Below are 13867 nucleotides of genomic sequence, written 5' to 3' on the forward strand. Positions count from 1 at the left end.
CATGGAAGGCGCGGGCGTCATCGATCGTTTCCTCGAGGTTTTCACCTCCTACATCGACAGCGGTTTCGGCCTGCTCGGCGGTGAAGTCGCTTTCATTGCTTCGACGCTTATCGTCATCGATATCACACTCGCCGCCTTGTTCTGGGCTTGGGGCGCCGACGAGGACATTGTTGCGCGCTTGGTCAAGAAGACGATCTTCGTCGGCATTTTTGCCTATCTGATCGGCAACTGGAACAGCCTGGCCAGCATCGTCTTCGACAGCTTCGCCGGTCTTGGCCTAATGGCATCGGGCACCGGTTTCTCGGTTGCGGATCTGATGCGTCCCGGCCGTGTCGCCCAGACCGGATTGGATGCCGGCCGGCCGCTGCTCGAATCCATTTCCGATCTGATGGGCTATTGGAGCTTCTTCGAAAACTTCATCCAGATCGCCTGCCTGCTGTTTGCCTGGGCGCTCGTGCTGCTCGCATTCTTCATCCTGGCCATCCAGCTCTTCGTCACGCTCATCGAATTCAAACTGACCACATTGGCGGGATTCGTGCTGATTCCGTTTGGCCTCTTCAGCCATTCCGCCTTCATGGCCGAGCGGGTGCTTGGCAACGTCATCTCCTCGGGGGTCAAGATTCTGGTACTGGCCGTCATCATCGGCATCGGATCGACCCTGTTCGGCGAGTTCACATCCGGCTTTGGTGGCGAGGAGCCGACCATCGACGACGCCATGGCCATCGTGTTGGCGGCGCTTTCGCTCCTCGGTCTCGGCATCTTCGGACCGGGCATCGCCAACGGCATCGTCTCCGGCGGACCGCAGCTCGGCGCGGGCGCCGCAGTGGGGACCGGCCTTGCGGTGGGCGGTGCTGCCGTCGCCGCGGGTGGCGCCACGATGCTCGCCGCCAGGGGCGGGCGAGCTGCCTTGTCGGCGAGTGCCGCTGGCGTTCGGGGCGGCGCCACGTTGGCTGGTGGCGCTTCGACCTCCTATTCTCTCGCCTCTGCCGGCGAGACCGGATCGGCCGGCATTGCCGCGGGCCTCGGCGGTGTCGCGCGTGCCGCCGGCGGGGCAGCAGCCGCCCCGCTCAAGCGCGCCGCATCGCGCGCCTCCGAAAGGCTCAGTTCCTCCTTCGACTCTGGCGGCAGTTCAGCCTTCGCAGCCACCGGCGGCTCGTCGTCGATGGGCACAGTCGGTGGGGGCGTCCCCGATCCGCCCGCGTCACCCACCTCCACAGAAGACCCGCCAGCCTGGGCACGCCGCATGCGCCACAGCCAGTCCGTGAGCCACGGCGTCACGGCCGCCGCGCACGCCGTCCGCTCTGGTGACAACCACGGCGGCGGTGCCTCCGTCAGCCTCTCCGAAAGAGACAGATCATGACCTTCTTCAAGCGAGCCACGACACACTACGGCAAGACGCCGGAACCCGAGACACCCTACCAGCGGGCGGCTCAAGTCTGGGACGAGCGAATCGGCTCCGCCCGCGTTCAGGCACGGAACTGGCGGCTGATGGCCTTCGGCTGCCTGATCCTGTCGGCCGGCTTAGCCTGTGCTCACGTTTGGCAATCGGCGCGTGGAACCGTCGTGCCGTGGGTGGTCGAGGTGGACCGCACTGGCGAGGCCCGCGCGGTCGAACCCGCCACCGCCGATTATCGGCCGACCGATCCGCAGATCGCCTTCCATCTGGCGCGCTTCATCGAGCAGGTCCGCGGCCTGCCCGCCGACCCGATCGTCGTTCGCCAGAACTGGTTGAGGGCCTATGAGTTCACAACCGACCGCGGTGCAGTCGCCCTCAACGACTATGCGCGCTCAAACGATCCGTTCACCCGTGTCGGCCGCCAGCAGGTTGCGGTCGAGGTCTCGAGCGTGATCCGCGCCTCGCCGAACTCCTTCCGCGTCGCCTGGACGGAACGCCGCTACGAGGACGGCCAGCTCGCCGGCACCGAACGCTGGACCGCCATCCTCACCGTCGTCATCCAGCCGCCGCGCGATGCGGAACGCCTGCGCCGCAATCCACTCGGTGTCTTCGTCAATGCCATCAACTGGTCAAAGGAGCTGGGACAATGAGCAGACCGACGATCCGCAGAGCCGATACTCCGGCTTTCCGCAGTTCCGTGTCCACGCTTGGCGTGCTCCTGATCTCGACCGTGACGCTCGCGGCTTGCGCTACCGCGCCGAAGCCGCCGCAGATCAGCTACGATGCTGACGTCCCGCCGCTACCGGCGATCACCGTCAACACCGACGAGGTGGCGCCGCGGCCGATCCTCGTGCCGCCGGCGTGGACGCCCTCGAAGGGCGGCGATCGCGCGAGCACGACAACTGGCCGCGTTGAGAACGCCAACATCGCGGCGCGTGTCGAGCCGCGCAAAGAGGGATATTACAACGCCATCCAAATCTATCCGTGGAGCGAAGGCGCGCTCTATCAGGTCTATGCCGCGCCCGGTCAGATCACTGTCCTCGCGCTGGAACCGGGCGAGCGCCTGACCGGGACCGGGCCGATCGCGGCCGGCGACACGGCCCGCTGGATCATCGGCGACACCGAATCCGGGGCGGGCATTACCCGCCGCATCCATGTTCTGGTGAAGCCGACGCGCACCGACATCACCACCAATCTGATCATCACGACGGACCGCCGAACCTACATGATCGAGCTGCGCGCCGGCGAGAAGCCCTACATGCCGGCAGTGGCGTGGGCCTACCCGCAAGTCGCGTCGTCGCGGCCCAGCGTTTCGGCCGCACCAATCATCCCGGCCCAGCCCGCGCGCAACTATCGCTACGGGCTGACTGGCGATACCCCACCCTGGCGGCCGGTTTCGGTCTATGACGACGGTCGCCATGTTTATGTCGAGTTTCCGCGTGGGATCGTTCAGGGCGAAATGCCGCCTATCTTCGTCATCGGCTCGAACGGCGAGCCCGAGATCGTCAACAGCCGCGTCCATCAGAACATCCTTATCGTCGACCGCCTGTTCGGCGCGGCCGAATTGCGGCTCGGGAGCGGCAAGCAGCAGCAGACCGTCAGGATCGTGCGCACCGATGCGGTGAGGAGCGGTCTCCGAGAGGGGAGGCGAAGCTCCAATAGGGCGGCTTTTCAACCGACGGACGCCCGGGGCCTTGGTGGAGGGCCTTCGACATGATTGAGACCGACGCAGGGAAGGGGAACGGGGTGCGCGCCGCGACGCAGGATCCTGTCAGCGCGATGCGTCTGCGGGCTGAAGCTCCAAGGGTGACGCGTATTTCACGCCGCGTGCTGACGGGACTCGGTCTCGTCGCAGGTCTCGGCATCGGCGCCGCGCTGATCTATGCGCTCCAGACCGCCGATCGCCAGCACGGCGAGGCGGAGCTATTCACCACCGACCGAAGGCAGACTGCCGACGGCCTGCGGGGCTTGCCTTCCGACTACAGCGGGATTCCGCAGCTCGGCCCACCGCTTCCCGGCGACCTCGGCGGCCCGATCGTCCGCGCCCGCCAGGACGGGCGAGCGGTTCCAGCCGAGGTGCTTCCCGTCCCGCAGACAAATCCCGAGGAACAACGCCGCCTCGCCGACATGGAAGCGGCCCGGACCAGCGAGGTCTTCTTCCAGACCCGAACGCCGGCTGCATCGGGACTTGTCGCTCTCCAGCCCACGCTCGGCGACCCTCCGCCGGCCATCGGTGGATCAGGAAACCAGGACCGGCAGCTCGCCTTCCTCAAAGCCGAGGTCGATCGCCGCACCATTGCAAGTGATCGTGTGGTCGCGCCGGCCTCGCCCTTCGTGCTGCAAGCCGGCTCCGTAATTCCGGCCGCACTCATCACCGGCATTCGTTCCGACCTTCCCGGCCAGATAACGGCGCAAGTCACCCAGCACATCTATGATAGTCCCACCGGCGGCATCCTTCTCATTCCTCAAGGCACCAGGCTTGTCGGCGAATACGATAATGGCGTCGCCTTTGGTCAGCGTCGCGTCCTTCTGGTGTGGTCGCGGCTGATCTTCCCGAACGGTCGCTCCGTCGTGCTGGCGCGCCAGCTCGGCGCGGACACCGCCGGCTACGCCGGCCTCGAAGACGGTGTCGACTATCACTGGTGGGATCTGATCAAGGCGGCCGGCCTCTCCACGCTGCTCGCCGTCGGCGCGGAGCTGACGATGGACGACGAGGACCGACTCATCGCGGCTATCCACGGCGGCGCCCAGGATACGATCAACGACGCCGGCCAGCAAATCATCCAGCGCCAGTTGAAGGTCGCGCCGACGCTCACGATCCGTCCCGGCTTCCCGGTCCGGGTGGTCGTCACGCGAGATCTCGTGCTCGAACCCTATGGAGCAGACCGATGACCAAACTCAAGCTCGGTGCTATTCATGACGACAAACCGACCAAGATCACCGTGGAGTTGCCGGCGGCGCTGCATCGTGACCTCCTAACCTACGCCGAGATTCTGGGCCGCGAGACGGGCCAACCGGTCGGCGATCCGGCCAAGTTGATCGCCCCGATGGTGGGGCGCTTCATGGCGACCGATCGCGCATTTGCAAAGGCGAGGCGGAACCCTCAGCCCCCGATGTCTGCAAAGGCTTAGCGCTCCCCAGCAGCTTGAAAAATACACCGGCGCCCGATTGTCGCCTTAGCCATACGGCGTACCAGTGAGCCACATGCCGCGGGGTGTGTGCCGACCGGATTTTTGTCGACGCGAGCGCGGCTATTTCCTCGTCGGACAATGCCGATCCCTGCAAAATCGTGCGGAGCTTGCCCAACGTGGCTGCGTTCGCAGGCTCCGATTGCTTCAGCAGATTTGCGATGTGCGTTCCGAGGTTTACCCAGCTCCATTCACCGGACCAGCTAATGTCACTGACGAGGTAATTTTCCTCCTTCTCACGTGTCGCTTTCGAAAGCTAGAAGCGAATCTCCTGAAGAAGGAAATCTGTGACGGGATGGTGTCCCATGGCGTGGTGTAGCTGGCGGCATTGGTCGCCATGCTCTCCGGCATTGCCGGGCTGATCAGCGCGCCACTGCGGGCAGGCTGATGAGCGGATCATCGCTCAACTGGCCGACGCTTTCCAGTGTCATGTATCGGGCCCTCTGGACGGCCCATTCATCGTTCTGTTCCAGCAGCAACGCGCCCACGAGACGGACGATGGCGTCGTCGTTCGGGAAGATGCCGACCACGTCGGTCCGCCGCTTGATCTCGCCGTTGAGGCGCTCGATCGGGTTCGTGCTGTGGAGCTTTGCCCGGTGCTCCTTCGGGAAGGTCATGTAGGCGAGCACGTCGGGCTGGGCGTCGTCGAGGATGGCGGCGAGCTTCGGCACCTTCGGGCGGATCTGATCGGCGACGGCACGCCACTGGGCGCTGGCGGCCTCGGGTGTCTCCTGGGCGAAGGCGGTGGCGATGAAGGCCGAGACGACGCGACGGCCGCTCTTGCCTGCGTGCGCCAGCACGTTCCTCATGAAGTGGACGCGGCAGCGTTGCCAGGTGGCCGAGAGCACCTTGGTGACGGCCGCCTTCAGGCCTTCGTGGGCATCGGAGACGACGAGCTTCACCCCGCGCAGGCCTCTGCGGGTGAGCTTGCGCAGGAACTCGGTCCAGATCGGCTCGGCTTCCGACGTGCCGATCTCCATGCCCAGCACCTCGCGCCGGCCGTCGGTGTTGACGCCGACGGCAATGATGACGGCGACAGAGACGATGCGGCCGCCACGGCGCACCTTCAGGTAGGTCGCATCGATCCACAGGTATGGCCAATCGCCTTCGATCGGCCGTTCGAGGAAGGCCTTCACCTTGCCGTCGATCTCCTCGCACAGCCGGCTGACCTGGCTCTTCGAGATGCCGCTCATGCCCATGGCCTTGACCAGGTCGTCGACCGACCGCGTCGAGATGCCCTGGACATAGGCTTCCTGGATGACAGCCGTCAGTGCCTTCTCGGCCATGCGGCGCGGCTCCAGGAAGCCTGGGAAGTAGGATCCCTTCCTCAGCTTCGGGATGCGCAGCTCGACGGTGCCGGCCCGCGTCTCCCAGTCCCGGTCGCGATAGCCGTTGCGCTGGGCGGTCCGCAGTGGCGACTTCTCGCCCCAGGCGGCGCCGGTTGCGGCGCCCACCTCCATCTCCATCAGCTTCTCGGCGGCAAAGCCGATCATCTCGCGCAGCAGATCGGCATCCGCCTTCGCCGGGAAATCAGTCCACCGGACTGATTTCTAGTCCGGCTCAGTCTCCACGAGCGCGCGCAGGTTCATCATGTCGTCGGTCATCGGTGTTCCTTCCAGTGAGGACTTGGCTTCGACAACCAGACCCTACCGGAAAGCGCCGATGACCACCGCGCTACCCAGCTACACCACACCAGGGACGTCACCCCGCATCCCGGCCCTTCGCCTGTTCCGCTGTAATCGAATGAACAGTTCAAATGGCGTGGGCTGAGCCGATAATATCTTCGCTCAACTCATGGCGAGGTCAACAGCTATGCTTTTGCCAAGGCAATAATCAGCCACTTGGGAAGGACGCGGCTGCCGAACCCCAGATCTAGATCGCCGAAAACGCTTCGCTACCGCTCCGCTACCCAGCCTTCTCCTCAAATACAATTCAAATTGCCCGTTCCCGCTGAATATATCCGAAGTTTTCGTATCCTATTCATTAATCTGTGGCTTTCTACTTGGGGGCGAATATGAAATTCAGATTCCTCGAATCTGGATCCGGGAACGTTGCGGCGATTCTCCCGATCGCCACATTCCGCTCATGATGGCATTTTCCGGCGCGCTCGATGTGGTCAACCTCCAGCGCAAGAGTGTCGAGCTTCAGAATTCACTCGATTCCGCAGCCCTGGCGATCGGGACGGTCTACTATTCCGGCATGACGACGGCGGAACTCGAGGCGCTCCGCAAAGACGTCTTTTCCGCCAACATGCTGACTGCCGAAGGGGTGCCTTCCGAGTTCGAATACGAGGACGCGGAAGTCAGCCCGCTGACGGCCACCGCGGAGGCGGATGGACCGGACAACTACATTACCGTCGCGTCGCATCTGACCCTGGAGCCGCTGGTACGCTGGTCGTTCGAATGGAGGAGCGCGAAAAGCAGCGTCGTGCGCGTGGAACCCGGCCGGTCGGCATGCGTCCTGGCTCTCAATGGAAGCGCCTCCTCGTCGGTCAAGATTCAGGTTTCGAAGCAGATGGACATGGAGGGCTGCGTGCTGGCGGCCAATTCGAAGTCCGACTCGGCAGTGACGCTCGATGGTGCGGCCAACCTCAAGGCCGAATGCGTGCTCACCTCCGGACGGACGTCGGGGCTCGGCGTGGCCGATCTCGAGTGCCCCGAAGTGCTCGAGAAGCAATATCCGTCCGTCGATCCGCTGGCCGGGGTCGAGCCGCCCAGCTATACGAGCTGCCAGTCCGTTCCGGAAGGAAAGACCAAGACCCTTTCTCGGGGGACCTATTGCGACAAGACGATTTCGGGAGAAGTGACACTCGAAGCGGGCGTCTATATCCTCCGCGGCGGCCGCGTGAATCTCGGCGGAAACGGTTTCCTGAGAGGCGCGGGCGTGACGATCTTCCTGATGGACGCGGAGTTCACCATCAACGGGAACGAGATCGTACAGCTCTCTCCGCCGGAAACCGGCCCCTATGCGGGCATTACTATCTACCAGCCGAAGAGCAACACCAACGGTATCGATCAACGGAACGTCCGGTTCCTTCGTCGACGGCTTCCTCTACGCGCCGGGAGCCCATGTCTCCTTCACCGGCAATGCCGGCGCGACCGCCGATGGCGAATGCCTGCGCATCGTCGGAGATACGATCGAGTTCAACGGCAATTCCCGGTATGGGGCAAACTGCGAGGGTAAGCTCGGCGACCACGCACTCACCGCCGGGCGCCATATCTCGATCGTCAGATAGTGTCGCGCAGGGGCGGGCAAAGCTAGCTGGCTCTATAGTTTCGGTCATTCGAGCCGGCTTCAGCGATGCTGCCATGAGCCCGCTTTGCTCGCAGCCAACCGCAAGGCTCACTCAAGGTCCATGGCAGATGATGTAGTGGGGAGCATCTTAACCCCGGAGGGTTATGCTATGACCGCTAAATCGAAGATAAATGCGCCGACCATCACGCAGGAGCATGCGGATTATCTGAGGCAATGCGAGTTCTCTTTGGAACCGTCCGTCAGGAAACTGTTTGATCTGGCGACTGCTGCCGGTTGGACGGGTGAGCATACCGCGCTATCGATAGCCCGGATCGCAGCTCAGCGATGGCGGGAGGCCTTCCGGAACTGAATTAGGCGCAAAGACACGGCCGATCCATCACGCACGCCATCGGGGCAACTTGCTCTGTAGTCAGAGCGGAGATCCTTGAGCCGCGCCTCGTCAGGCAAAAGCCGCAGCGAGCCTGGACAGGCGGTGTCGTAGTCGGCCCAGCCGGACCGGAAGAAGATCGCCTTGTGCTTGGCGACCTGAGCGAGAAGCTCGAAATCGGTGGCGGCGGCTTTGCCTTCGTCGGTCTCGAAGTGCATGGCGAGATCGTAGTAGTGCCGCGAGAAATACTGCGATGTCGAGGACTCGGTCGGACGATGCGCCTCGGCATGCAATGCGGTCGCCTTCTCCCAGAAGGTGCGGCGGGCGGAGAGGACGACGACGGTGCTGTCGGGGTTCTCGAAGAAGTCGGGATAGTCATCCGCCGCATAGGGGCGGATGACTCGTTCTTCCGTAGGCTAGGGATCTCCGCGAGCCCCGAGTTCGAGCTTCACCCGAGGCGTGATGTACCCCATGCGCTCGTATTCGGCGGCGGCGAGCGCGGTGGGGTAGTGGAAGTTCACCGTCTGCGCGTCGGCGCCGTCGATCTCCAACGACCATTCGCCGTTGGTCTGTTCGCCGAGCTGCCGGACGGTCGAAGCGCGGAGTGCGGGAAAAAGCTTCTTGGCGATGTGCAGTTCGACGTCGCGAACCAGGTCGTCGATGAGCTGCCCGACCTTTTTTCTGCTCAGGCCTTCCTTCTCGGGATCTCGGTCCCCGGTATAGCCAAGGTCGGCTCGATCGAAGGACAGGTCGATGTCCTCCGAGAAGCGGCGGATGGCATTGAAGGCCTTGGAGAGCGATGTGCCACCTTTGAAAACGAGGGTGGGCGCGTCCTCGGGCTGTTCGAACAGGCGGCGCAGAGTCCAGCAGACCCAGAAGTCCTTTTCGATGATCGTGTCCGCACGCCCCGAGTCGCGCCGGTTTCTCCGAACAGGGCGGCACGGTCTCGAGCGGGGAGCAGGGCGACCTTATCCATCCAACTCGCCCGACACCGTGTTTGCGATGGAGACGAGCGTCGGCCGCATCCAGGCAGGCGCCTGGACGGCTGTGGATCCCAGCGTCTTCTTGTCGTTGGCCGACAGGCGACGGGCTGCGACCTGCGCCACGTCCGCAGCACGGACGGGCCCAACATGACGAAGGGCCTGTACTACGGTGCCAGCCGGACTGCCCGGAGCGATGAGGTGCTTGGGCGAAGCATGACGAAGATCGACTACGCGCTTGCCAAGCACGACGCGCCGGGAAGGTCCGTCGGTCAGGTAGGTACTCTTCGCCGGAACCTGGGTTGAGAGGCCGAGCGCATTGGCCGCGCGAGCGCCGGCGATCTGCACTTGCGATCCTGTCTCGCGCGCCAGCGCCTGGGCCACGTCGTCGGGCGTCGGTGAAAGCGGGCCGAGATTCGGATGAATCTTCGGGAAATCGTAAAGGCCCCGGGTCAGACGGCGGAGCTGCCCACCCTTGGCCAATCGCGAAAGCGCCTGGTCGATCGCCGACCGCCCCGCCACGTCCAAGAAGTCACTGGGCGTGAAGACGCCGCCACGCCCCCGTGCACGGGCCCGCTTCATAATCCGGTCAGGAACTGAGGTTGCTTGCGTTTTCATGCGTCAGAAAATAGACCATCTTTTTCTGACATTCAAGTAGGACCTCGCGCGCCTCGTGGCTGATTGCCCGAGAACCCTTCGCATGGGCCGCAGTGATGGGCCGTAGCGCAGATCTCGCCACCGACCGGCAGATGTGCTAGAAGACTGACGGTGCTTTCCCCGGCGGCGAGTCTGGGGAAGCCGAGCGAGAATTTTGGCCTCTGAAGGGTGATTGGTCCCGATAGATGCCGACACCCCAAGAATAATTTCTGGGGCATATTTCCCTTTAAAATCAATACCGTAACTTTTTGACGGCCCCCATGGCGGCGCCTTGGTGGGCAAGCGAGAAATTGTCGTTTTAAATCAGCATGTTAGGTGTGATCTGAACAATCGAGTGGGAATGAATTAGGTCGTCCACAAAGAGAGTGCAAAGCTGCTTGGTGACGTTCCTCGGCGTTCACCGGATGCGGCGACCGCCGACGACCTGCGCCGGTTCCAGATGGAGATCGTCGCAGCGCCGGTAACCATACGTGTCAGCCTGCGGACTGGCCCTTTAATTTCGGGGACGCGCGATAACCAGATAGCCGTAGCCGCGGTCGGCTGGCAGCGCGCTGCATGCCAGGTCGTCGATGAGCGCCAGCGCTTTCGAGTTCGTGACGACGGTCTCCGGCAACATGCTTTCGCTCGTCAGCCGCTCGACCACATAACCAGCCTCGTCAAGATCGGCATAGATCTCGCCCCGACGGAAAAGGTGGTAGAAGAGCGGAACGGTGCCTGCGTCGGACACCCGTTCGTACTGGATGTCGCCTTCCTCGAATTCTCCGGTGTGCACACGGGGCGCGTATCGGGCCTGCTCGGCCCGGAAACGCCGCATCGCATTGGGCAGGCCGAGAACCAGGTGTCCGTGCGGCGATAGCGCGTCGCGCAATTCCAGGAGCAGCGCCAGGCGCCGAGAGCGGCCGGCCACATGGCCCAGCACACCGAAGCCGAGCAACGCCACGTTGAAACCACCATCGTCGCTGATCTCGGCACGATAGGTCGCATCGCCTGGTTCGCATATGACAACGCGGTCGGCGAGGTTCATGTCGCGCGCTCGGTTCGCCAGCGTAAAGCGTGCGGTGGTGCTGATGTCGACGGCAACGACATGAGCCGCGTGCGATTTCGCCAGGCTCAGGCAATAGCGTCCCTCGCCGGCGCCGTAGTCGAGAAGGCGGCCTTCGATGGGAAGAAGCTGTTCCAGCGTGCGCAGGGTTCGCCTGTTTGGCCGGGGGTAACGCGACCGGTAGAGGCCGGAGGCGAAATAAGTGTCATAGCTCTTGCCAATGTCGACCTTTTCGCTGGCGCCCGGTTTCGCGTCCGCACGAGGCGCCGTCTTCTTCATCGCCATCGTTCGCCCTCTTCAATCCTTGAATGTCAGGCGCAGCTCGGCTCGGTTGCTCACCGTTCGCGTCCGGACGCCGTCGGCAAGGCGACCGATCAGATAGCCGGCCATGTGGCGCGGGGCATCGACATCCTCGATCATCTCTTCCGCGCTGGGGCGGCGGTTGGAGAGTTCCGGCAGTGTCCCCTTGTAGCGAACGAAGATCGTCAGGTTGTGCTCGTTCAGCTTGGTTTCGATCTCGATCGCCTCGCAGTCGTCGGCGAGCAAGTGGTTGTCCATCAACAGTTCGAAGGTCTGCCAGGAGGCGAGTTCGGCTCGTCTGACCGACTCGTGACGTGCCCCCCAGATGCGGCCCTGGCTTTCGATGAATTCGATCATTTCCTCGAAATGCGTCGAGGCCACCGTGAAGACCCTGCGGGTGCGGCGGCCGATGCCGATGCGGAAAATGGACTGGAGGGTGACCGCCAAAGTCAGCACAAGCGCGAACTGGGAAAAATCGATATAGCGGGCGACCGGGAGCATCTTGTCCAGGCTTTCCCGGATGCCGTCATAGGTCAGGAAGACAAGCAGCGGTATGCCGATGGCCAGCGTGCGGCGGTTGTCCAGCATCCGCAAGCCGATCATCTGGATGCCGCCGATCGTGGCGAAAGATGAGAGAAACAGGAAAAGTGCGCCGAGCACTTCGGGAGGCAGGATCATCCACGCGACGATGATCTTGGGGCAGAGGGCGATCACGACCAGCAAGCCCGCGGTCCATACGGCGAGATGGCGGCTGGTACACCCGGACGCGAGCGCCAGGCTCGCCGCGCCGCCGCTGGCGACCATCGGCAGCGCATTGATGGCGGAGGCGAATATCTGCGCCAGCCCCTCGGCGCGCACGCCGCGGCCGATGGACTCGAAATCCGGTCGCGAGAAGTCGGCGTCGTTGAAGCGTTGCGCCGCAATCTGCACGCCCATGGAGGTCAACGATAGCGAGAAGCCGGTGACGATGGCCGGTACCAGCAAGTCCGGGTCGAACTGCCAGCCGAACTGCTGCAGGGAGGGCAGGCGAAAGAAGCTGGCGCTGTCGAATACCGCGAGATCGGAAGGCAGCACGATGCCGGCCGCAAAACTGAGAACCAGTCCGACTCCCAGCCCCGTGAGGGTGGCGAACAGGCGAAGACTGCCCTTTACCCAGACATTGCAGATGACCATCACCGCCAGCGTCGCTGCCGCGATGCCGATGCGCTGGGGGGAGGGCGCAGCCCCGTCAGCTACTGAAAAAATCAGCTTCAAGCCGATGACGCCAATGCCGGAACCGATCAGCAGCATGGCAAGGCCAGCCACCTCCACGGTGAAGATCGCCTTCAGGCGTGGCAGGATGAAACTGAAGATGATCATCGATAGGCCGCAGATCGCAAACATGCCGAAGCCTCCGCCAAGGCCTGATGTCGTCGTGGCGAGGGCAAGGATCGGCAATACGGAGGTTGTGCTTTGGACCGGAAGAAACATTCCGGCCCCGATCCCGAAGCGACCCAGCGACTGGAGAAGCAATGCCGCTGCCGAATAGATCAGGCCGCAGGCCGCGAGATTGAGGAATTGGGCGTGATCCATGCCTGTGGTGCGGGCAAACAGGGCGGGCACGGCCATCAAGGCGCCGAGGAAGGCGGCCTGCTGCAGCGCCAGACCGAGCGCGAAGCGCGCAGGCGGCACTTCGTCTATCCAATAGAGGAGAGTGTCCGGACGGCGCATCGACAGTCTTCCGGGCTGGTCGGTCGGTTGGACGTTTAACTCACAGGAAACAGGGTGCTCTCGCCCGCCCTGGTCTGCCACAGATCTCCTGTCTCGAGGTCGAACCACCAACCGTGCAATTGCAACGTTCCGGCATCCACGCGTTCGCGCAGCCACGGATAGGTCAGCAGGTTCTTGAGAGATCCGGCGATGGCCGCCCGCTCCACCAAGAAGGCGTTTTCCCGCAGCAGATCCAGCGAGACTTCGCGTCGCCCGCCCTGGGTCTTGGGGTCATTGACGTGCAGCCTGCAGGCATCGAGGGCGATTTCGACCCAGTCGTTGATGAAGTCGCGCGCCATGCGCTGCCCGCCAGCGCCGTTGATCAGCGCCTTGATGCCCCCGCAATGAGCATGGCCCATCACGACGATGTGGTCGACCCCGAGGTCGCGGACCGCATATTCGATCGCCGCGCCCGTGCCATGCAGCGACGGACCCGGCTGATAAGGGGGAACCAGATTGGCAACGTTGCGCACTGTGAACAGTTCGCCAGGTTTCGCGCCCGACAGGATCGCCGGATCGACGCGGCTGTCGGAACACGAGATCATCAGGGTTGCCGGCGCCTGGCCATCCTCGACAAGCGACTGCATGAGGCCAGGTTCACGCCCGTAATGGCTGGCCTTGAATGCCATGATGCCCGCGGTCAGGTGGCTGATGTCGCGGCAGGTGCAGCCCGGAGGTCGATCTACGCTCACATTCGTCCCCTGTGCCGGTCATCGGATGAGAGGCCCGTAGACAGAACCGCCATCCTGCCGCGGAGGCAGGTTCCGCGGCTGTTGCAGCCAAGACATGGAATGTGGAGAGAAAACGTGAAGATTTTGTTCAGAAGTGCAGCGGAAATCCGGCAGCACGCCGATAGAGATGGCTGCTGTTCGTCACCTCGCCTTGAAGCCGGCTCGACGCCGGTACCTGAAGAAGACTATGAGCACCGGCGTT

Annotated in this window: 10 protein-coding genes and 2 pseudogenes; 6 read left to right on the forward strand and 6 right to left on the reverse strand. The window is 63.5% G+C overall.

Features of this window, described 5'->3' with window-relative positions:
* Position 1: 1 nt before the first annotated feature.
* From trbL to B9Z03_RS11950, 5 genes are read left to right on the forward strand one after another with little or no spacing between them, the layout of a single operon-like run.
* On the forward strand, positions 2-1360 hold the full coding sequence (gene trbL / locus B9Z03_RS11930) for a P-type conjugative transfer protein TrbL (protein WP_085464400.1): 1359 nt from the start codon (positions 2-4) through the stop codon (positions 1358-1360).
* Positions 1357-2046, forward strand: a complete 690-nt coding sequence (gene trbF, locus B9Z03_RS11935) for a conjugal transfer protein TrbF (protein WP_085464401.1) — start codon at positions 1357-1359, stop codon at positions 2044-2046. The genes trbL and trbF overlap by 4 nt, the downstream gene beginning before the upstream one ends.
* On the forward strand, positions 2043-3113 hold the full coding sequence (gene trbG, locus B9Z03_RS11940; protein ID WP_085464402.1) for a P-type conjugative transfer protein TrbG: 1071 nt from the start codon (positions 2043-2045) through the stop codon (positions 3111-3113). Before trbF ends, trbG begins: the two co-directional genes overlap by 4 nt.
* Positions 3110-4288: a TraB/TrbI/VirB10 family type IV secretion system protein gene (locus B9Z03_RS11945; RefSeq protein ID WP_085464403.1), complete on the forward strand. Its 1179-nt coding sequence runs from the start codon at positions 3110-3112 to the stop codon at positions 4286-4288. Before trbG ends, B9Z03_RS11945 begins: the two co-directional genes overlap by 4 nt.
* Positions 4285-4527, forward strand: coding sequence for a DUF2274 domain-containing protein (locus tag B9Z03_RS11950; RefSeq protein WP_085464404.1), 243 nt, complete (start codon positions 4285-4287; stop codon positions 4525-4527). Before B9Z03_RS11945 ends, B9Z03_RS11950 begins: the two co-directional genes overlap by 4 nt.
* A 419-nt stretch (positions 4528-4946) precedes the next feature.
* On the opposite strand, the pseudogene B9Z03_RS11955 reads toward B9Z03_RS11950, so the two are convergent.
* Positions 4947-6188 (reverse strand): annotated as a pseudogene (locus tag B9Z03_RS11955) (IS256 family transposase).
* 484 nt (positions 6189-6672) lie between these two features.
* Between B9Z03_RS11955 and B9Z03_RS11960 the strand changes: the two are divergent.
* Positions 6673-7767, forward strand: a complete 1095-nt coding sequence (locus B9Z03_RS11960) for a pilus assembly protein (RefSeq protein ID WP_139832244.1) — start codon at positions 6673-6675, stop codon at positions 7765-7767.
* Between the two features lie 390 nt (positions 7768-8157).
* Here B9Z03_RS11960 and B9Z03_RS11970 read toward each other — a convergent pair.
* The 5 genes and pseudogenes from B9Z03_RS11970 to B9Z03_RS11990 all read right to left on the reverse strand — a co-directional run bounded on the left by B9Z03_RS11970 (position 8158) and on the right by B9Z03_RS11990 (position 13563).
* Positions 8158-9099: pseudogene (locus B9Z03_RS11970) on the reverse strand (nucleotidyl transferase AbiEii/AbiGii toxin family protein).
* A gap of 75 nt (positions 9100-9174) precedes the next feature.
* Complete coding sequence (locus B9Z03_RS11975; protein WP_085464407.1) at positions 9175-9768, reverse strand: DUF6088 family protein; 594 nt, start codon at positions 9766-9768, stop codon at positions 9175-9177.
* A 568-nt stretch (positions 9769-10336) separates the two neighbouring features.
* Positions 10337-11170 carry a class I SAM-dependent methyltransferase gene (locus tag B9Z03_RS11980; RefSeq protein ID WP_085464408.1) on the reverse strand — a complete coding sequence of 278 codons (834 nt, stop codon included), beginning with the start codon at positions 11168-11170 and terminating at the stop codon, positions 10337-10339.
* Positions 11171-11182: 12 nt separating this feature from the next.
* Positions 11183-12976 (reverse strand): solute carrier family 23 protein, encoded by a 1794-nt coding sequence (locus tag B9Z03_RS11985; protein WP_139832245.1) that lies wholly within the window; start codon positions 12974-12976, stop codon positions 11183-11185.
* The gene (locus tag B9Z03_RS11990; protein WP_085464410.1) at positions 12931-13563 is read right to left on the reverse strand and encodes a carbonic anhydrase; all 633 of its coding nucleotides are present in this window, start codon (positions 13561-13563) and stop codon (positions 12931-12933) included. The genes B9Z03_RS11985 and B9Z03_RS11990 overlap by 46 nt, the downstream gene beginning before the upstream one ends.
* Between the last annotated feature and the right edge of the window lie 304 nt (positions 13564-13867).

The sequence above is a fragment of the Mesorhizobium australicum genome, assembly GCF_900177325.1.
In the GTDB taxonomy this organism is placed as follows: Bacteria; Pseudomonadota; Alphaproteobacteria; order Rhizobiales; family Rhizobiaceae; genus Mesorhizobium_A; species Mesorhizobium_A australicum_A.

Coding starts and splice junctions, on each gene's coding strand:
- trbL (WP_085464400.1), top strand. CDS start 2: ATGGAAGGCGCGGGCGTCATCGATCGTTTCCTCGAGGTTTTCACCTCC.
- trbF (WP_085464401.1), top strand. CDS start 1,357: ATGACCTTCTTCAAGCGAGCCACGACACACTACGGCAAGACGCCGGAA.
- trbG (WP_085464402.1), top strand. CDS start 2,043: ATGAGCAGACCGACGATCCGCAGAGCCGATACTCCGGCTTTCCGCAGT.
- B9Z03_RS11945 (WP_085464403.1), top strand. CDS start 3,110: ATGATTGAGACCGACGCAGGGAAGGGGAACGGGGTGCGCGCCGCGACG.
- B9Z03_RS11950 (WP_085464404.1), top strand. CDS start 4,285: ATGACCAAACTCAAGCTCGGTGCTATTCATGACGACAAACCGACCAAG.
- B9Z03_RS11960 (WP_139832244.1), top strand. CDS start 6,673: ATGGCATTTTCCGGCGCGCTCGATGTGGTCAACCTCCAGCGCAAGAGT.
- B9Z03_RS11975 (WP_085464407.1), bottom strand. CDS start 9,768: ATGAAGCGGGCCCGTGCACGGGGGCGTGGCGGCGTCTTCACGCCCAGT.
- B9Z03_RS11980 (WP_085464408.1), bottom strand. CDS start 11,170: ATGGCGATGAAGAAGACGGCGCCTCGTGCGGACGCGAAACCGGGCGCC.
- B9Z03_RS11990 (WP_085464410.1), bottom strand. CDS start 13,563: ATGGCATTCAAGGCCAGCCATTACGGGCGTGAACCTGGCCTCATGCAG.